The organism is Bradyrhizobium sp. 22 (assembly GCF_000482425.1).
GTDB classification, from domain to species: Bacteria; Pseudomonadota; Alphaproteobacteria; order Rhizobiales; family Xanthobacteraceae; genus Bradyrhizobium; species Bradyrhizobium japonicum_B.
Genome location: NZ_KI519401.1, coordinates 265740 through 285750 on the forward strand (window position 1 = coordinate 265740; position 20011 = coordinate 285750).

At 58.9% G+C, this 20011-nt stretch carries 16 protein-coding genes; 3 read left to right on the top strand and 13 right to left on the bottom strand.

Translation table 11 applies throughout. The features are described 5' to 3' along the window. Positions 1-19 precede the first annotated feature (19 nt). The 5 genes from K410_RS0135650 to K410_RS0135670 all read right to left on the bottom strand — a co-directional run bounded on the left by K410_RS0135650 (position 20) and on the right by K410_RS0135670 (position 6832). Positions 20-883 carry an SDR family oxidoreductase gene (locus K410_RS0135650; protein ID WP_024343098.1) on the bottom strand — a complete coding sequence of 288 codons (864 nt, stop codon included), beginning with the start codon at positions 881-883 and terminating at the stop codon, positions 20-22. Between the two features lie 362 nt (positions 884-1245). Further along, positions 1246-2415 carry an acyl-CoA dehydrogenase family protein gene (locus K410_RS0135655; protein ID WP_024343097.1) on the bottom strand — a complete coding sequence of 390 codons (1170 nt, stop codon included), beginning with the start codon at positions 2413-2415 and terminating at the stop codon, positions 1246-1248. Further along, a complete protein-coding gene (locus K410_RS0135660) occupies positions 2412-4439 on the bottom strand; it encodes an acetyl/propionyl/methylcrotonyl-CoA carboxylase subunit alpha (protein ID WP_028139152.1) in 2028 nt (675 codons plus the stop codon). Before K410_RS0135660 ends, K410_RS0135655 begins: the two co-directional genes overlap by 4 nt. Further along, entirely contained in the window at positions 4424-5221 is a 798-nt protein-coding gene (locus K410_RS0135665) for a crotonase/enoyl-CoA hydratase family protein (RefSeq protein ID WP_024343095.1), read from the bottom strand. Before K410_RS0135665 ends, K410_RS0135660 begins: the two co-directional genes overlap by 16 nt. Positions 5222-5233: 12 nt before the next feature. Then, complete coding sequence (locus tag K410_RS0135670; RefSeq protein WP_024343094.1) at positions 5234-6832, bottom strand: acyl-CoA carboxylase subunit beta; 1599 nt, start codon at positions 6830-6832, stop codon at positions 5234-5236. Positions 6833-7022: 190 nt separating this feature from the next. Here K410_RS0135670 and K410_RS0135675 point away from each other — a divergent pair, with 190 nt between their 5' ends. The 3 genes from K410_RS0135675 (at position 7023) to K410_RS0135685 (ending at position 8936) form a co-directional block, all read left to right on the top strand. Then, the gene (locus tag K410_RS0135675; RefSeq protein WP_024343093.1) at positions 7023-7853 is read left to right on the top strand and encodes an SDR family NAD(P)-dependent oxidoreductase; all 831 of its coding nucleotides are present in this window, start codon (positions 7023-7025) and stop codon (positions 7851-7853) included. A 199-nt stretch (positions 7854-8052) separates the two neighbouring features. Continuing rightward, positions 8053-8538, top strand: coding sequence for a PaaI family thioesterase (locus tag K410_RS0135680; RefSeq protein WP_024343092.1), 486 nt, complete (start codon positions 8053-8055; stop codon positions 8536-8538). Further along, positions 8535-8936, top strand: coding sequence for a PaaI family thioesterase (locus K410_RS0135685; protein ID WP_024343091.1), 402 nt, complete (start codon positions 8535-8537; stop codon positions 8934-8936). Before K410_RS0135680 ends, K410_RS0135685 begins: the two co-directional genes overlap by 4 nt. Before the next feature lie 142 nt (positions 8937-9078). Here the strand turns inward: K410_RS0135685 and K410_RS37865 are convergent, their stop codons facing one another. The 8 genes from K410_RS37865 to K410_RS0135725 all read right to left on the bottom strand — a co-directional run bounded on the left by K410_RS37865 (position 9079) and on the right by K410_RS0135725 (position 19966). Then, on the bottom strand, positions 9079-10632 hold the full coding sequence (locus K410_RS37865) for a class I adenylate-forming enzyme family protein (RefSeq protein WP_024343090.1): 1554 nt from the start codon (positions 10630-10632) through the stop codon (positions 9079-9081). Between the two features lie 190 nt (positions 10633-10822). After that, entirely contained in the window at positions 10823-11779 is a 957-nt protein-coding gene (locus K410_RS0135695; protein WP_024343089.1) for a hydroxymethylglutaryl-CoA lyase, read from the bottom strand. Continuing rightward, positions 11776-13791, bottom strand: coding sequence for an acetyl/propionyl/methylcrotonyl-CoA carboxylase subunit alpha (locus K410_RS0135700; RefSeq protein ID WP_024343088.1), 2016 nt, complete (start codon positions 13789-13791; stop codon positions 11776-11778). Before K410_RS0135700 ends, K410_RS0135695 begins: the two co-directional genes overlap by 4 nt. A 12-nt stretch (positions 13792-13803) precedes the next feature. Beyond that, on the bottom strand, positions 13804-15411 hold the full coding sequence (locus K410_RS0135705; protein ID WP_024343087.1) for an acyl-CoA carboxylase subunit beta: 1608 nt from the start codon (positions 15409-15411) through the stop codon (positions 13804-13806). Then, positions 15408-16799 (bottom strand): phenylacetate--CoA ligase family protein, encoded by a 1392-nt coding sequence (locus K410_RS0135710; RefSeq protein ID WP_024343086.1) that lies wholly within the window; start codon positions 16797-16799, stop codon positions 15408-15410. Before K410_RS0135710 ends, K410_RS0135705 begins: the two co-directional genes overlap by 4 nt. 29 nt (positions 16800-16828) lie before the next feature. Continuing rightward, positions 16829-18019, bottom strand: a complete 1191-nt coding sequence (locus K410_RS0135715) for an acyl-CoA dehydrogenase family protein (RefSeq protein ID WP_245265977.1) — start codon at positions 18017-18019, stop codon at positions 16829-16831. Further along, entirely contained in the window at positions 18009-18788 is a 780-nt protein-coding gene (locus K410_RS0135720; RefSeq protein ID WP_024343084.1) for an enoyl-CoA hydratase/isomerase family protein, read from the bottom strand. Before K410_RS0135720 ends, K410_RS0135715 begins: the two co-directional genes overlap by 11 nt. Then, positions 18785-19966 (bottom strand): acyl-CoA dehydrogenase family protein, encoded by a 1182-nt coding sequence (locus tag K410_RS0135725; protein ID WP_024343083.1) that lies wholly within the window; start codon positions 19964-19966, stop codon positions 18785-18787. Before K410_RS0135725 ends, K410_RS0135720 begins: the two co-directional genes overlap by 4 nt. Between the last annotated feature and the right edge of the window lie 45 nt (positions 19967-20011).

The following is a 20011-nucleotide window of genomic DNA, read 5'->3' on the forward strand; positions in this document are numbered from 1 at the left end:
CGCGGCCCGTTGAACCTGGTTAGCCTAATTTAAAATAGCCTGGACGCCCCGTCGGCCACGGATCACCCCACAGCTGCTGACCACCGTCGACCGTCAAGACTTCTCCAGTAATGAACTTGCCCGACGGCGCAGCCAGGTAAATTACAGCTTCGGCAATATCCCACTCGTCTCCAGACCGGCGCATGGGATTTGATTCCTCGAAGGTGGCCGCGCCTTCCGGCGAATAGTTGCCGAATCCGCTGCTTTCACAGCATCCGGGCGCGACGCAATTGACCCTGATTTTGTACGGCGCCCATTCCACGGCCACCGATTTGGACAGATAGATCACGCCGGCGCGCGCCGCGCAGGAATGCGCGATGCCTGGCAGGCCGCGCCAGATGTCGGCGACGATGTTTACGATGGTTCCGGGCTGTCCTGTCGCAACCCATCTCTTCGCTGTCGTCTGCATCATCCACCATGTGCCATTGAGGTTGGTGTCGACCACTGCGTTCCAGCCCTTAACTGAGTAGTCGAGTGCCGGCTGTGGGAACTGCCCTCCAGCATTGTTAACGAGAACATCCAGCCGGCCAAATCGCTCGCCTACTGCGCTGATAAAATTTGCTACCTGCTCTGGATCGCGGATGCTCAATTGACCGCTGAGGACATCGCCGCCGAATCCGCGCAAATAATCCGCAGCGCTATTCAGTTTTTCTTCATTGCGGCCGCAAATCGCCAATGATGCACCAAGCCGCGCGAAGAGCGAAGCGATTGCCCGACCCAAGCCGCTGCCAGCACCGGAAACGACGACGGCTTTTCCTTTGAAAAGATCAGGCCTGAAAACCGTCGCGCAATTGCGCAACTTGGATTCCGATAACCCGAACTGCGCTCGCGGTGAACTGTCCATTTCCTCCCTCCCCCCGATCTGTTGTTGTCGGGCTCGATCACATCTAACATGTGTTAGAAAACACCGCAAGGTGCTTCAGGGGAGGCGCTTTCGCTCTTAGCCAAAAAAAGGAACGAGCCTTTCGGGTTCAACACGCAGTCTATTGTGTCCGGCCGTGATCCGATGACCTTCACTGACGCTGCATGCCGCGCCCGGTCGCGCCGAAGGAACGACGATCGCTCCATCGGCATGTCGTTGGTCCGCATCTCGGCTGCAACGACCGCTTTCCTGAATCTGTTCAATTGGCACAATCGCCGCAATCTATACAGCCGCCAAATACTTCACGCGAGCATTCTCAGATGTCGCAGGTGTAGGCCAAACGACTACATTCGTTTGGCGACCTCTTCTAGCATGACCTCGCTGGCGCCGCCGCCAATGGCCTGAACTCGGGCATCGCGCGACATCCGCTCCACCGCCATCTCACGCATGTACCCCATGCCTCCGTGAAACTGAACACAGTCGTAGAGAACCCGGTTCACCAACTCACCGGAGTAGGCCTTGACCATCGAGACTTCACGCACACAGTCGCGGCCCTCGCAGTCGAGACGAGCAGCGTGATAAACGAGTTGACGCCCCGCTTCGACCCGGGTCTGGCAAACCGCCAGGCGTTGGCGCACAGTCTGCTTGTCCCACAATGCGCCGCCGAATGCTTTGCGTTGCTTGACGTAAGCAACGGTCAGGTTCAGTGCGGTCTGCGCTTCGGCCACTGCTAGTGCACCCAGCACAATCCGCTCATTCTGGAAATTCTTCATCACCGAGTAGAAGCCGCGATTGATTTCGCCCAGCACGTTTTCGGCAGGCACGCGAACATTCTCGAAAATCAGCTCGGCGGTGTCCGAACACAGCCATCCCGTTTTCTTCAACGCTCGGCTTACCGAAAAGCCGGGCGCACCTTTCTCGACGGCGAACATCGTGATCCCGCGGGAGCCCTTCGCTCCCGGATCGGTCTTGGCGGCGACAAAATACAAGTCGGCGTGCACGCCGTTGGTAATGAACATCTTGGTGCCGTTCAGCACCCAATCAGAACCGCTTTTCACAGCGCGCGTACGCATACCGGCGACGTCCGATCCCGCGCCCGGCTCAGTGACGGCCACTGCCGTGATCTTCTCACCGCTGGTGATGGCGGGCATCCAACGCGCCTTCTGCTCCGGCGTCCCGGCGTTTTCCAGATGCGGCGATGCCATATCGGTATGGACCAAAACCGTCGCCGAGAATCCGCCAAAGGTGGAGCGGCCCAGCTCCTCGGCCAGCATCACACTCGCCATCGTGTCGAGCCCGGCACCGGCATATTCGGGATCATAGCGCATTCCCAGGACGCCGAGCCCGCCCATTCTGCGTAGGACGTCGCGAGGTACTAAGCCTTGCTCCTCCCACGCGTGTGCCACCGGAATAACTTCGGTGTCGATGAACCGCCGCAATTGAGCGCGGATCATCTCCAACTCTTCGTTGAAGGGGAACGCGGTCGCCTCGGTTAGGACTTGACGGGTATTCATGTGTCTTCCTTTCGCTCCATTCGGACGAGCGGGGCGCCACCAGCAACGGTGTCGCCGGTCACGCAATAGATCTCCTTCACGTTGCCGCTCAAGGGGGCGACCAGGCTTTGCAGTAACTTCATTGCCTCCAGCACCACCAATGTCTGACCTCGTTCGACAAAGTCGCCCTGCCTGACGCTGAGCTCGACGATCGTGCCGGGCATCGGCGCATTCAGAGTATCCTCGTCAGCTGAACCCGCACCAGCGCCGTGGCCATGAAGATCCTCGAGCGTGAGGAAATGGACCTGCATCATGCCATCACGGCCCGAAAGATGGACACGCCAGCTCCCGTCGGTACGTTCCAAGTGCGCGATGCGGGCAAATGGCCGCCCGGCAACGCGCCCCATCAATCGTCCATCGCGGAGTGAGATGTCTTCAACCGAGACCGGTGTCATCTTTGCTCCGCGAACCTCCAGCCGCAAATCCTGCCCGACCGCCAAAAGCTCTTCCAGCTCGTCCCCTGCTTGCCAATAGCGCGCCGCACCAGGCCGTCCCGCCCGGTCGGTCACACGCCAGGCACCCAGCGTATGCCACGGGTCGGCATTCACGCTCTTGGAAAGATGCTGATGCAGCGCCAACGCAGCTAGCGCTCGACTTTCATTGTCTGCCTCTGGCGCCTTCCAGCCGCCGGGAAAAAGCTGTTCGAGCGCTGCGGTGTGGTGGCGCAGCGAGGCGAAATCTGGATGAGTGAGCAGCGCGCGCTGATAGGCGATATTCATGCCGACGCCCCCGACGGCGAATTTGTCGAGCGCAGCAACGGCCTGGCGGATTGCACCTTCACGATCGCCTGCCTTCGCAATCAGCTTAGCGAGCATCGAATCGTAGTGATGGCTCACAACGCTGCCCATCTCGACCCCTGAGTCGAGCCGAAGGTCTGGACCCTTGGGGGGTGCCCAGAGGGTGATCGTGCCAGTTTCGGGGCGAAAGCGTTCGGCGGGATTCTCAGCTGCAAGGCGAATCTCGATGGCATGACCCGCGCAGCCAATGTCCTTCTGGGTGAAGGCCAATTCCTCGCCGCGCGCGACTCGCAGTTGCCATTCCACGAGATCGATGCCGGTGATCGCCTCGGTTACGGGATGTTCAACCTGAAGGCGCGTATTCATTTCGAGGAAATAGAATTCCCGACGTTCAGAGTCGTAGAGATATTCCACCGTGCCAGCCGAGCTGTAGCCGATGGTGCGGGCGAGGCTGACGGCGGCCCCGAGCATTTTCTCGCGCAGCGGCGCCGGCAGGCCGGGAGCTGGCGCCTCTTCGATCAGCTTCTGGTGGTTGCGTTGGAGCGAGCAATCGCGGTCCCACAGGTGCACAATATGACCATAGCTGTCGCCCAAGATCTGCACTTCGACATGGCGTGCGCGTGGAGCGTAGCGTTCAAGAAACACGGTTGCATCGCCAAAGCCGGCAAGCGCTTCGGCTTTGGCGGCGCGGATCGCCTCACTTGCCGTCTTGAGTTCCATAACAAGCCGCATCCCCCGCCCACCGCCGCCGGCGCTGGCTTTGACGAGGAATGGCACGCCGAGGCTCTCGGCTTCCGCGAGCAGCCGCGCTTCGGACTGATCCGCCCCGCGATAGCCGGGCAGAACGGGCACCCCCGCCGCCTCAGCGGCCGCCTTGGCCTCGATCTTCGAACCCATCCGCGCGATCGCCTCGACAGAGGGGCCGATGAAGACGAGCCCCGCCTCCGCCACGCGGCGAGCGAATTGGGCGCTTTCCGACAAGAAGCCATAGCCAGGATGCACCGCGCCCGCGCCCGCAGCGCGCGCGGCCTCCAAGATCGCATCGATGTTCAGGTAGCTCCGCGAAGGTGCCGGCGGGCCGACGCAGATAGCGTGATTGGCCTCGGTTACGAAGGGGGCGTCGCGGTCAGACTCGGAATAAGTGGCGACACTTTCAAGCCCGAGTTTCGCGCAGGCGCGCTGAATGCGCCGTGCGATCTCGCCTCGATTGGCGATGAGGACGCGCGTGAAGCTCATTTCACGCGCCATGAGGGCGTGCCCTTGCTCAAGAAGCAGTTGATGCCTTCAACTCCCTCTTCGGTCTCCCAGGCGTCGGCCAACCGGTCGGCGGTATAGATCATGTTGGCGTGGAGATCGTGCCGGGCGACATAGGCGATGAGCCGCTTGGTTTCGGCCACTGCCCCCGGAGCGGCCTGTAGATGGGCATTGACGACGCGCTCGACTGCCTTGTCTAGCGCCTCGGCTGCCACGACCTCGGTCAAAAGCCCGAGCCGCTCGGCACGCGCACTATCGAATAACGCTCCCGACAGCATGGTCTCGCGTGCGGCAGCCGCTCCGATCTTCGCCACCACATAGGGGGAGATATTGGAGGGCAGCAGGCCCATTCGTACCTCCGTAAGACCGAACTTCGAGCCTTCGATGCCGATCGTGTAGTCGCACACCGAGATCAGGCCAACGCCGCCACCGTAGGCCGGGCCGTTGACGCGCCCGATCAACGGCTTGCGCAGGGTGTCGAGGCTGCGTAGCAGATGAGCCAGCGATGCGCTCTGTGCCACCCGCTCAATGCGCGTCTTTTCCACGTTCGAGGCAAACCAGTTGAAGTCGCCTCCCGCGCAAAAGCTCTTGCCTGCACCGGTCAGCACCACGATGCGCACGGCTGGGTCGTCCGCCAGTATCTGAGCTGCCGCACCCAGGTCAGCAATCAGTTCGCCATTGATCGCATTGTGCTTCTCCGCACGACTGAGCGTCAGCGTCGCAACCCCGCGGGCATCCACGTCGACGATGACGGTGTTGTGTACGCCGAGCTTCATGGTTGCATTGTCTCACATTCTAAAGACGGGCGTATGGCGCCCGGCCTCGGGCACCGAGGTCACGATGGCCAGGCACAGCCCGAGGACGTCGCGCGTTTGACCCGGCTCAATCAGACCGTCGTCCCACAGCCGCGAGGTTGCATAGTAAGGATCGGATTGTTCCGCATATTGCGCGCGCACTGCGAGCTCGATCTTCTCCAGCTCCGCCTGCATCTGCCTCTCGTCGCCCCCCTTTTGACGACGCAACTCCATCATCACGCTTGCTGCGATGTCCGCTGACATGGTGGCAACTTCTGCCGTCGGCCATGCAAACAGGAAGCGCGGCGCAAATCCGCGGCCGCACATTCCATAGTTACCCGCCCCATAGGAGCCGCCAACGATCATCGAAAGTTTGGGCACTTTGGCCACCGACATGGCATAAACCAGCTTGGCGCTATTCTTGGCGATGCCGCCGCGCTCGGCCTCCGTGCCGACCATGAAGCCTGTGACATTGTGCAGGAAGATAAGGGGCAGATTTCTCTGATCGCACATTGAGACGAACTGTGCACCCTTGAGCGAAGAGTCCGACAGAAGCGCGCCGTTGTTACCCAAGATGCCGACCTGATAGCCGTGAATACGTGCAGTGCCACAGACCAGCGTTGCCCCCCAATCGGGTTTGAATTCGTGGAACTCACCGGCATCGATGATACGCAACAGGAGCTCGCGCACGTCATAGGGCTCCTTACGGTCGCCGCTCACGACACCCAGAAGCTCCTCGGGATCATAAAGCGGACGGCGCGGTGGAGCTGTGGGCGCGGTTGGGCGTGTCAGCCCCAGACTAGCGACGATATCGCGCATGAGTGCGAGCGCGTGATGCTCGTTTTCGGCTAGATGATCGCTCACGCCCGAGACGCGGGTATGCATCTCGGCCCCCCCGAGGGTCTCGCCATCGACTTCCTCGCCGATCGCCACCTTGACAATCGAAGGGCCACCCAGATGAATGCGGGCATTGCCGCGCACCATGATGACCTCGTCAGAGAGCGCGGGAATATAAGCTCCACCAGCGGTGCAGCCGCCAAACACTGCCGATATCTGCGGCAGCCCCGAAGCCGACATGTTGCATTGCCGATAGAAGGCGTTGCCGAAATCGCGCCCCCCAGGAAACACTCGGTCCTGCTCGGGCAAATAGGCACCGCCGCAGTCAACGAGATAGAGACAAGGCAGCCGATTTTGGTCAGCGATCTCCTGTGCGCGAATGTGTTTCTGCACCGTCTCGTGATAGAATGATCCGCCTTTGACCGTAGCGTCGTTGGCGATCAGCATGCAGTGCAGGCCGTGGATGATTCCAATGCCAGTGACGATGCCCGCACCCGGTACCTCGCCGCCATACTGCCCCCATGCCGCCAAGCTCGAAAGCTCCAGAAATGCCGAGCCGGGATCGACCAGGACGTCGATGCGCTCGCGCACCAGCAACTTGCCACGAGCGCGGTGCCGCTCAACAATTTCAACCCGTCCACCACCTGTGGCCTCGGCCATTCGGTCGCGCAGAAGCGCTACGCGCGCCTTTTGTGTAGCGCGGTTGCGAATAAATCGTTCAGAGGCGATGTTGAGTGATGAAGAAAGGCTCCTCATTCGTTCTTCTCAGACTGTTTACCGGTGCTACTGTAGCGGATGCGTCCAGAGCAATTGCCGTTTTCTAACATCCGTTTGATTTTTGTCAACGTCTTCGGTAAGCTGCATCTGGGGAGAGTGCACGTGTGCAAGAAATGGCAATCTGACCATCATCGGCGAGTCGTTCTGGGAATAATATTGGAAAGCGGAGATGAAGAGAGAAATCGGAAGTCGCTTCGCCCCTAGTTTAATGCTCGGTCAGGTTGCACTTGTCACCGGAAGCGGCTCTGGCATGGGCCGCGCTACCGCGCTTGAAATGGCATTCTGCGGTGCAAAGCTCGTGCTTTTCGCCCGCCGCGAGGATCCGCTGCAGCAAACCGCCGAGATGATTCGTGCCCAGGGCGGCGAAGCATTGGTAATCTCAGGCGACATCCGAGATGAAGCAAGTGTTACTGCTGCGATGCGCCGGATTAAAGAGAATTACGGGCAGCTGGATGTCCTGGTCAACAACGCTGGTGGGCAATATGTTGCCGCCGCACGCGATATCACCAACAAGGGTTTTGAGGCCGTAGTGCGTAACAATCTAGTTGGATCATGGCAGATGACGCGCGCTGTCGCCGATCATTTCATGTTCGAACATGGCGGCTCCATCGTATTCGTGACGGCGGTCAGCCGCACCGCGTTGACCGGCTTTGCTCATACCGCCGCTGCACGCGCCGGCGTGACCGGACTGATGAAGACCCTCGCCGCCGAGTGGGCAAAATACGGCATTCGGCTAAATTGCGTAGCACCCGGCACTGTAAAGACGGAGGCGCTCGGTCGCTATCCGATCCCACCACAGAAATGGAATGAGTTTAACCGCTCGCCCGAGGATGTCGCTGGCGCGATTGTCTTTCTTGCGTCGAAGTTAGGTAACTTCATCACCGGCGAAGATTGGTACGTAGACGGCGGCGAAACCCTTCACCTAGCACACGATGCCCGTGACATGATCAACACCGAAATGTTTGCCAACCGTCAACGCGGAGATCGCCGACATGGCTGATTTCGTAACCGTTCCGCATCCGGAGTATTGCTTGCGCACCCTCGCATTTTGACGGCGCTCGAGCGGCCTACAGAGGAAAGCACTGAAATGGGTTGCTGTTGTCAAGACAACGCCGCTTCCCCTCGAAGAGTCAAAATCTCCATGAACTGAAAGAAACCGCGCTTATTTTTTTCAATAGTCATCAGCTAAGGTCGCACCGATGCTCCTCAAAGAACAGCAACGCTTTGAGCAAATCAGCACTCTCTGGATCACGAGAGCCAAGGGTTTCATTACCCACATGAACTTGCGGATTGAGGGGCACGGGCCTGACGGCGTAACCGTCCGGATGCCGTTCAATCCCGCTTTTTGTATCGACGAGCCACCAACTCTTCTCCATGGCGGAGTGCTGACTGCGCTGCTGGACAGTGTATTCGGGCTGGTCAATTTCATCGCGATCGACGACATCAGCACGATGGCCACGCTTGATCTGCGCGTGGATTATCTTCGACCGGCACAATCCCGCGCCGACGTGTTGGTCCGCGCCAAATGCTATCACCAGACCCGCCATATTGCCTTCAATTCCGGCGTTATCTGGTTCGATGATGACAAGGGCGACGAAGTCGCACGTGGCTGTGCTACCTTCGCTCTCACACGAGGCGAGAGAAATCTTTTCGATATCCAAACAACACCGCGGAAACCAGAATGACGCCCGAGGAAACGAACACGCTACTGATGAAGAGGCCCTTCTTCAGGTTCCTCGGCTTTACCATCGTGAACATTGAGGAGGGACACGTCGCTGCCCAAATGCCCTTTTCCGAAAGCTATATAGGTAATCCTGTCATGAACTACTATCATGGCGGCATCATTGCCAGTGTTATGGAGGCGGTGGCATCCGTCGCAGTTTGGCAAGATCTCAGGAATCGAAGTCTGAAGCCAATCAACCTTACGGTTGACTACCTGCGGCCCGCCATCGCAGAGCCGTTGAATGTGCGGGCGACGGTCTTACGAAAAGGGCGTCGGATGGCAAGCGTCGAAGCCGTGAGTTGGCAGGCGGAGCCGGAGATTTCTGTCGCCAAAGGGCTATTTCATTTTCTGCTCGCTTGAGAGCGCGATCGCTTATCGCCCGACAATAACGCAGGTGACAGACCTTGGCACTAACCGGCCTGCAAAGAACAAATACATTATCAAGTACGATACAAAGGCCTCGTAGTTCCGCCGAAAGCCTAGATCGTCATAGCAGTTCCGATCAGTCAGCGTTACGTGTTCGGCTGCCAGAAGCTTGATCCTTCAGCCGATCTTCGAGAACGTGACGCTGGACTTTGCCGCTGGTCGAACGCGGAAAATCATCGAACGCAATGAACCGGATCTCCCTTGGCCGTTTGTATCCGGCGAGGCGTTCGCTGCAGAGCCGCAAGATTTCATCGGCGGATATGTTTGCCTCGTCACAAGCGACGAACGCTACGGGCCTTTCTCCCCATTTTGGATCACTAGCCTTGACTACCGCCGCTTCCAAAACTGCTGGATGAGCCAGTAACACTCGCTCGATCTCGGCTGGGTAAACGTTTTCACCTCCGCTCTTGATCATGTATTTTACCCGGTCAACGAAATCCACACGTCCATCAGGAAGCCGCCGAAATGTATCGCCCATATGGAACATACCGCCTCTGAAATCTACAGCATTGGTTTCCGGCGCATTCCAATAGCCCGAAAAAAGCGTGGGTCCTCGGACCACCATTTCACCCGGCTCGCCATCAGGTACGTCGTTGTCAAGCGGATCGACCAGCCTGATCTCGCAGAATGAAGAAATGCGTTTGGCGAGATCGGTCGGCGTCACTCCGACCTCTATTACAGAACCGCTTGCTGGCGGAAGACCGGTCTCCGTTGCGCCGAAGGAATTCAGATAGGGAGCGTCAAGCAGGCGGGTCAATTCCGAAATTTGATGCCGCGGTACGAGATCCGCCATGGCGCCACAGATTTTGATGCCTTTGATGGGTGTTGGTCGCGCTTTTCGCTCTTCGATGAATGCGTCGACCACACCCGGCATCATCACCAGCCAACCAATCTTGTGCTGAGACAACGCCATATTGATCGCTTCCGGCTGGAAGCCGTTTATGATGACGACCGTACCACCCCGCATGAGTGTCGCCAGCATATGGTCGGTCGATGCCATATGAAACATGGGCGCCCAAGCAACGAACGCGTCACGTGGGTCCAGCATTAATTCAGCCGAAAAAGCCATCGCACGCGCCACATGTGCGCGATGGCTGACAAGTGCGCCCTTGGGCAGCCCCGTGGTTCCTGAGGTGAAAAGAATGGTCAGCCCCTCCTCATCACTTTCAAGCAACGTGCCGAGCCGAGAATCGAGGGCGGCCGACGAGCTCATTCGGCTCAACTCAGGGCCGACTTGGATTGTCGGCAGTTCCGACACGGCTGCAAACGTCGCATGTAATTCCGGCTCGACGACAGCCATCACCGGTTCCACCAGTTCGATGCAATGCTTGAGTTCAGCCGGCGAAAGTCGCCAGTTCAAGCAAGCAACGATGGCCCCGATTGCAGCTGCAGCCAGCTGCAGTTCGACGTAATCAGGACGGTTATGCGAAAGGATCGCGATACGGTCGCCAGGATTGACACCTCGGCCGAGCAGCGCGGAAGCAATCGCGTCGACCCTCTTCAGAAGGTCACCGTATGAAACGGTTAGCCCCTCATACTCGATCGCGGCACTGGATGGCTGTTTTCGTGCACAGGTTCTGAACAGGCCATAGACGTTGGCCTGACCCGCAGCCAGGAGTATTTCCGGCATCAATTCCTCCCTCGGTCACTCTAACCAAGTCGCATTCCTGCCGTTGTGATAGATCGCTCTGCGATTTGGCCGCCCTTTTCGAATTCGAACGCTAACACCGCCGTCGACGTACGGTTTGCAGCATATCTAAAATTGAGTTGCCGCAGCACCAGTTCCGTCGAGCAACTTAGCCATCTCGGTTTTTCCTCAACTAAACTTTACGGTACTTATCGAGTCCGCCGGAATGCATCACACGGCCCATTAGTGGTGAACCAATTATCTTTTCGGCATAAACGGAAGCGGCAATGAGCTTATCGAGATCGACGCCAGTCGCAATGCCCAGTTCATGGCACAAAAAAACTGCATCTTCGGTGCAGACATTCCCGGCCGCGCGCGCATGGCCGTGACCAGCAAACGGGCATCCGCCCAGTCCTGCGACGGAGCTCTCAAACATGTCAACGCCCATAGAAAGCGCCGCATAGATGTTGGCTATGCCGAGGCCCCTGGTGTCGTGCAGGTGCATGCCGATGCGCGCATCCGGCTTGATTTCCCTTATCGCCCCGATCATGCGCTTAACTGCCTCAGGATTGCCCCACCCCATCGTGTCGGCGACAACAAGGATCGGTAGCGGAATATTTTCTTCTGCGCAGAGATCCAGCACGAAACGGAAATCGTCTAAGACCCGGTCCTGCGGGATCGGTCCTTCGAAGTTGCATCCGAATGCGGTCATCACATATGCCGTGTCGACAGTGTAGCCCTCCTGCTTGTAGAGGTTGACCCATTCGCGCTGCTTCTCGCGCATCTCCATCGAGGAAGCATCGTTGTTCTTTCGCGAGAATGTGTCGGATGGATAGAACAATAGCCGCGGATCGATATCGACTTGAGGCGCTGCGAGCGCCTTGCGAAAGCCCTTGTCGTTCAGCCAGAGCGACGTGTATCTTACGCCATGCACCCGCCTAATGCGCTTGAACAGCTCGGCTGTATCGGCCATTTGGGGCACCTTTTGGGTGTTGACGAAGCTACCTACCTGAATCCGCTTCAGCCCGGTTTCGCTGAGCATATCGATCAGTTCGACCCGTTCTTCGATCGGGTAGATCTTTTTTTCGATCTGAAACCCCTCGCGGGGTCCCTCTTCTCTAAACTCGACGAATTTTGGAAAATCGCTCATGAACTCTCACTTTCTAAGGGAGTTATCTCGACGATTGGCTGCCCTCGGTCCACCATTGCGCCTCGCGAGATGGATATATTTTTCGCCACTCCCGAAACCATCGCCTTTATCGAGATCTCAAGCTTCATGGACTCCAGGATCGCCACAACCTCGCCGGCCGCTACTGAGGCCCCCTCGTCGATCAATACCTTCACAATTGTGCCGGTTAGAGGAGACACGAGAATGCGGTCCGCAGTGCTATCTACTTCAGCGAAAGCCAGCGATGTCGACGCTTGGTACAGCAGACGGCCGCCAGGCGTGTCGATTTCGATCGAATTGCCTCGGACGCGCGCTTCGATGGTAATCGTTTCGTCCTCATGCGTGATCTGCAAGCGGCCGGATCGAAGCTCAGTTGCGTTCAGCGCCAAGGGCATGCTGTCGTCGCTGTAGACAACAAAGAGGTTGTCATTTCCCACCGGGCTGACGCGCAGCTCTTTGCCGGATGTTCCCGGATGCGCGAGGATCACACGCTGGCCTGCCTCCTCCAGAGCGCCGCCAAGGCCGAGCCGCCAACCGGTAAACCTATCACGGTTGCGCCAAGGGTTGGCATCGCTGTCGGCGCGGCCACGGGTGACGAACAGAACGGCGGCCACCGCCTGCCACAGCCGCCCATCCGAGCGCTGCGGAGCGGCGGTTAGTGCATCGATGCAACTGTCGATCCAGCGGGTATGCACCTGCATTCGCGCAAAATCGGCGTCTCGGGTGAGTGCAGCAAGAAAGGTACGGTTCGTCTCGACCCCGTCCACAACCACGTGATCCAACGCTTGAGCCAGGCGCGCCAGCGCCGCATCCCGATCGGAATGATGCACGATGAGCTTTGCAATCATCGGATCATAGAAAGGGCTAACACTGTCGCCTGCCTCAACGCCACTATCAATCCTAAGACCGTCGGGCAGCGAAATCGCCGTGATCCGCCCTGTTGAAGGAGAAAACTGCATCCGCGGATCCTCGGCGTAGAGCCGAGCCTCCACAGCATGCCCCGTGCAGGTGATCTGATCTTGGGTCAGGCCCAAGCCTGCGCCCTCTGCGATGCGCAGCTGCAGCGCCACGAGGTCCAATCCGGTGACCGCTTCGGTTACCGGATGCTCGACCTGGATTCGGGGATTGACCTCCAGAAAAAAGTACTCTTCGCCTAGCACAAGAAACTCGACAGTGCCTAGCCCACGATAGTTCAGCGCCTCCGCAAGCCGGACCGCATCCTGGGCGATATGATCGAGAAGTGGCCGCGGGAGACCCCAGGCGGGAGCTTCCTCGATCACCTTCTGATGGCGGCGCTGTAGCGTGCAGTCGCGTTCGAAGAGGTGCACCACGTGGCCTGTGCCATCACCGGCGATTTGTATTTCGACATGGCGCGCCGCAGGCAGGAAGCGCTCGAGCAAAAGTCCCTCGGAGCCGAAAGCGGATTTCGCCTCGCGCTGCGCGCTCTCGATGTCGGCCTTCAGCGTAGCCTCATTGTCGATCAGCCTCTGACCGCGCCCACCGCCGCCCCCAACGGCCTTCAAAAGAGCCGGAAGCCCAACTTCTCGTACCGCCCGTGCGATTTGATCGGGGTCGGACATGACACCATGGCCTCCGGGAATGACCGGCACGCCGGCGGCTGTCGCGGCCTTTTTAGCACTGGCCTTGTCGCCGAACCGCTGTAGTGTCTCGGCGGTAGGGCCGACGAAGATCATACCGGCGGCCTCCACCGCACGAGCGAAGTCCGGATTTTCCGCGAGGAAGCCATAGCCGGGATGGATTGCGTCCGCTCCGGCTTGCCGAGCGGCCGCTATCACCGCGTCGATCCGCAGATAACTTTCGACAGCGGGTCCGCCTCCGATCCTGAGCGACCGACCGACTTCGCGCACATGCAACGCCTCGGCGTCAGCGTCAGAATGGACGCCGATCGGAACGATTCCGAGCGAGCGAGCCGTGCGTGCGATCCGGCATGCGATTTCGCCGCGGTTGGCAATGAGAAGAGACTTAATACGCATGGTGTCGCACACCTAAAACCGAAAAACGCCGAAGTGACTGTCGACCTTCGGACGTCGGGAAGCTACATCCAGAAGCAGCGCCAGCACATCGCGCGTTTCAGCGGGTTCGATAACGCCGTCGATCCAAAGATTCGAAGCGAAATTGTACGCGTCTTGAAATGACTCGTACTCCCGGCGAATTGGAGCTTTAAAGACCTCTTCCTCTTCGGCCGTCCAAATTTTACCTTCGCGGTCATTGATCTGGGCACGCACTTGGGCCAGCACGCTCGCTGCCTGCTCTGGCCCCATGATAGCCGCGCGTCCGTTCGGCCAGGCAAACATGGCGTCCGGCTGAAACGGTCGGCCCAACATCGCGAGGTAGCCCGCGCCGTAGGAGCCGCCGGTAATCACCGTAAACTTCGGCACGCGGGCCGACGACATAGCAGTGATCATCTTGGCGCCAGCCTTAGCGATGCCCGCCTGTTCCACTTCGCGACCGACCATGAACCCATTAACGTCGACGAGAAAGACCAGCGGAATGTCGCGTTGCACGCATAGATTTATAAAATGAGCCGCTTTCAGAGCTGCATCGACGAAAAGCACTCCGTTGTTGGCCAGGATGCCGACCTCATGGCCGTGAATGCGAGCCCAACCAGTTATTAATGTGTCGCCATACAGCGGCTTGAACTCGTGCAATTCGCTGCCATCGACCAGCCGCGCGACGATTTCGCGATTATCCGTCGGTACCTTGGCGTCACGACTGACGATGCCGTAAATTTCATCAACCGGATAAACGGGAGGCTTCGGAACGATGGGGATTTTCCGAGGACTGGTCTTTTCGCCCAGATGTGCCACGATTTGCCGAGTAATCGCCAGCGCATGGGCGTCATTCTCGGCCAAGTGGTCGGTCACGCCGGAGATCGCGCAATGCATCTTCCCGCCGCCCAAAGTCTCGGCGTCGACCTTCTCGCCAGTCGCGGCAAACGTTAATTCGGGCCCGCCAAGATACATAAATCCTTGCCCGCGCACGATCACGACCTCATCGCATAATGCCGGGATATAGGCACCACCCGCGGTACATGGTCCCATCACAACAGCAATCTGCGGTATGCCATCGCCCGACATGCCCACTTGGTTGTGGAAGATGGAGCCGAACTGGCCTTCGTCGGGAAAAATATTTGCTTGTTCGGGCAGAAAAGCCCCACCACTGTCGACCAGTGTGATCACTGGCAGCCGGTTGGTCCAAGCGACGCGCTGGGCGCGAACGTGTTTCTTGCTCGTCATCCCGAAATAAGTGCCGCCCTTTACGGTGGCGTCGTTTGCAATAATCATGCAATGCCGGCCCTCGATCATGCCGATGCCGGTAATGATGCCAGCGCCAGGGGGCACGCCTTCATATTTATTCAAGCCCGCAAGTTCACCCAGTTCCAAAAAGGGGGTGCCTGAATCAATCAGCCGTTCGACGCGATCACGCGGCAGGACCTTGCCCTTCTCCTCGTGTCGCTCCCGTGCCTTCAGCGGGCCGCCGGCACGTTGCTCCAGCCGCAGTTCGTGCAGCCTTTTGATTCTCGCGCGATAGTGCGTCTCATTGGCCCGGAAATTCTCCGAACCCTTATCGAGAAGTGATTTAAGGATTGTCATGACAGATCGGGGTATTTGCGAAGAGTGAGCGCAACCTTCGCCGCGCCGGGTTTCTCGAATGTGTCGGGCTTCACAATGCGGACGTCGGCCTTGAATACCAGCGCATCGCGAAGACGCGTCTCGATCTTGTTTCTTAGTTCGTCGTCCCTGTTGGGCGGACGGTGGGGTCCGCGTTCGACAATGATTTTGAGTGCCGACTGCGTCGTATGCCCCTCGAAATCGGCAACAACGCGGACAACCCCGTTGGTCTCGGGCATCATTTCGTTGATGATGCTGTGGATGGCTGAGGGGAAGACGTTGGCACCGCGGACAATCAGCATATCGTCGGCGCGACCGATACAACGGATCTTTGGCCCTGTTCGCCCGCACGAGCAGCTGGTGGCCAGGACGTCAATGTAGTCGCCGGAGCGGAAGCGCAGCAGCGGGCTCGCCTGACGGCCTATCGCCGTATAGACCATCTCACCCCGGGCCCCGTCCTGGAACGGGATAATCTTGCCAGTTTCGGGGTCGAGCAGCTCGGTAATAATGTAGTCCATACTGACCATGTGCATGCCCGACTGTTCGTCGCACTCGGCCCAATAGGTCACACCGAGGTCCGTGCCACCAAGTAACTCGGTGCATTTTGCGCCCCACAGCTCCTCAATGCGGCGGCGGACGGTGGGGATGCCACCGCCCGGCTCGCCACCCACGATGACCCGCTCGACGCCAAGCTGCGATGCGGGAATGCCAAGGATCTCAGGCGCTTTCTCACCCAAGTGCAGAACAAAGTTTGGCGCACCGACCACGCAGCGCGGGCGGATGTCGGCACAAGCTCGGATGAGACGGTCGGCACCGCCATCGGCACCAATCGGGATGTCGATGGCGCCCAAGTATTGCAAACCTTGCATGACCGGGATGCCGCCAACAAAGCCTTTGGCCAGCGAGAAGGCATGCAGCACCATGTCGCCGGGCCGCACCCCGGTTGCGAAAAAACAGCGTGCCGACATTTCATGCCACATTGCGGCGTCGGATTCGGTCAGAGCCACGTAAGATGGGCTGCCTGTAGTGCCGGAGGACGCCTGCATCTGAATTATATCTTCGGGCTTGGCCGCGAGGTGGAGGCCGAAAGGCTTGCGAGCGGCAAGACTGTCGCGGATCTCCGCTTTGAACGTGTAGGGCAGCTTCTGCAGATCATCGATAGTGCGCACGTCGTCGAACCTCGCACCGGCCGCGCCCAGCTTCTTCTGATAGAATTCCGAGTTGGCCTGCAAGTAGGCCATCTGCGCGATCAGCTTCTCTTCTTGAATGCGTCGGACTTCGCTGAGCGGCGTTGTTTCGATCGCATGCCAGCAGCGCGCGCTTGACTTTTCGTGAGCGTCCGCTCTTCGGAAACGCATCCCGAGATTCATTGCTTAACCTCCTTGCCGATCCGCAGCTCTCAGTAAGAGCGTGGCAGGCCCATGATCTTTTCGCCGATGAAACTCAGACAAAGCTCGCGGTTCACTGGGGCCGTGCGCAGCAAGCGCATCAGTGGATATAGCTCGTAAATGCCGGTATCTTCGGTAAACCCCGATCCGCCATGAGCCTGGAGCGCCGCATCCACCGCCTCGATGCCAGCCTCCGCCGCAGCATATTTGGCCATATTGGACGAGGCGCCAGCGGGTAGGCTGTTGTCGAATTCCCAAGCGGCGCGGCGGGTCATGAGGCTCGCCATTTCGACTGCGGTGTGGGCCTTGGCCATCGGATGTTGGACACCCTGATGCGCACCGATCGGCTGGCCGAAAACGTTGCGCTGCGACGCATAGGCGACGCCTTTATTTAGCGCGAATCGGCCAATTCCGCAGCATAGAGCAGCCAGGATGATGCGCTCGGGGTTAAGCGAGTCGAAAAGAATCGAAAAGCCTTCGTCCACTTGGCCTACAACATCTTCGGGACCAAGATCAACCTCGTCGAAAAATAGCGTCCATTGTTCTTCGGGTAGTGGAATCGAAATCTTCACCCGTTGTTTGTCGACGCCTTTCTTTTTCAGATCGACCGCAAAAAGCGTGAAGCCATCGGTCTTGCGCTTGACCTCTTCGTGCGGCTTGGTACGGGCTACTACCAAGCAGTAGTCCGCGACATCAGCGCCGGTAATAAAGGTCTTTTCGCCCGATAATGAAAAGCGGTTACCTCTTTGCCTTGCCAATGTTCGAGCCTTGATCGTGTTCGAACCAGCTCCGGGCTCTGTGATCGCAAAACAGAACTGGATTTCGCCACGACAAGCCCGCGGCAGGAGCTCCTTTTTCTGGAACTCGCTTCCATGGTTCGCAATATGCGCCAAGGACATGGTCGGCCCGACGACCATCATCAGAAGCGGAATACCGTGATTGGCCGTCCCCTCCATGAACAAAGCCATCTCAGTCATGCCGAGGCCGGCCCCGCCAAACTCTTGAGGCACCATAAGCCCCAGAAATCCATCATCGGCGATCTTAGAGAACATCTCTCGCGGAAAAACATGCCGACGCGCATGATCGAGCCAATAGGCGTTGTCGAAACGCTGTGCCAACTGGGCGCCGTATTCGTAGATCTGGCGCTGCTCATCGTTCAAGTTGAAATCCATATTGAACTCCGACGCGATGTTATTGTTCAAATCTCGGCTCGCGGCGATTGGCGAAGGCATCCAGCCCTTCGGCCACCTCCGCTCCCGGCAGGTGGCGCAATGCAGCGTCGCGCTCAAGACGCATGCTTTGGTCGAGCGTCAGTTCCAGACCCTCGCGACCCAGCCGTTTCATCTCAGCCATGCCCTGCCGCGAGCGCGTGCCGATCTTCTGGCAGTAAGCCAAGGCCGCGCTGTGGAGTTGATCATCGGCCACGACATAGTTTACGAGTCCAGCCTCCTTGGCCTCGTCCGCCTTCAACCAACGCGCAGAGAACATCAGATCGAGCGCTCGGCGCAGTCCCATAAGACGGACCAACCGCTGACTGCCGCCCCAACCCGGAATGAGACCGAACTGCGCATGCTGATCACCAAATTGCGCGGTCTCCGCCGCGAAGCAGACGTCGCACGACAGCATCAATTCGATGCCCCCCGCCAGGCACAGCCCCTGGACCGCCACGACCACCGGCAGGGGACTCTGCTCGAGCCGGCGCAGCACGCTCATGCCGAAGCCAATGAAGTGGTCGAGCGCCGCCGGATCGTCCATCTTGCCCTTGACTTCGACGAGGTCAGCACCGGTGCAGAAGTGTTTGCCCTGTGAGCAGATCAGAATGGCCCGAACAGAACGGTCAGCCTCGAATTTCACGCGAGCCGCGTCTATGAGTTCGTGCACCTCGAGCGAGAGACAGTTGAACTTCTCCGGCCGGCTCAGCTCGATGATCCCGGTGCTGCCTTCACTTCGGATATTGACCGGGACGCTCATTTCGCCGCCCCCTTCGCTCTCTTGTCATATTGGAGCGCCACACGCCCAACCCTCTCGCGCGCGATGACGAGCTTCTGGATTTGCGCCGTACCGTCGCCGATTTGGAGCCCGAGCACGTCGTTGTAACGCTGGTGGTGTGGTAGATCCGTCGTGTAGCCGTAATGTCCGTGCAAAATCAGGCACTGCTGCATAATCTCGCAAGCCGTCTTAGGCACATACCATTTACACATGGCCGCCTCGGCCGTATGCGGCATGTTGCGATCGCGGAGATCGAGGGTGTAATAACAAAGCTGGCGCATCATCGTTAGTTGCGTCTCGGCCTCCGCGAGCGGGAAGGTGACGCCCTGATATTGGGCCAAGGGCGCGCCGAACGCCTCGCGTTCCTGGACATAGGCCCAGGTCTCGTCGACAGAGGCCTGCGCCGGACCGAGGCACTCCAGCCCGATCAGCGCGCGGCTATAGTCGAAGCCCGCCATGATGGTCCCGAAGGCTCGGTCCTGTTCGCCCATCAAGCATTCAGCCGGCACATGGACATCATCGAAGAAAACCGAGCCACGGCCGACCGGCTTGGTGCCTATATCGTCGAAGTGAGTCCGCTTGATCCCCCTTTCCGTCAAGTTGACAAAGAAAGCGCTGACGCCACGCGACCCGCCTTTTGGATCGCCGGTGCGGGCGAAGACAACTGCAGCGTCTGCCTGCGCAGCAAAGCTCATGGAGGTCTTTTCGCCATTCAGCCGCCAGCCATTACCTGACTTCTCGGCGCGCAGCTGAAGATTTGCCGCGTCCGAACCGCCGCGCGGCTCGGTGAGGCCAAGTCCGATCACCGCGTCCCCTGCAATCACTCGCGGCACCCAATCGCGGGCGATGTCCTCCGAGGCGTGTTTTGCGACCATGCCGCCCATGAGCGATCCCAGGAGTTGCACGTAGCTGACGTTGAAATCGGCATAGGCGATCTGTTCGGTGATCAACCCGGCCGTGACGGAGCTTTCACCCATTCCGCCAAACTTCTCAGGAAGATCCGACGCAATCAAACCGAGCGAGCCCATTTCACGGATCAGTCCCCGATCGAGGACATGGCCTTTGGCGCGCTTTTGATAGCCATCTGCCAATCTTTCGCGTGCAAAGCGCCGTGCGACCTCCCGAAAGGCGAGCTGATCTTCGGTCGGCTGAAAGGGCATTGAATGATCCTCCCGCGGAGCGTCTTAAATCGACTTTCCAAGAAA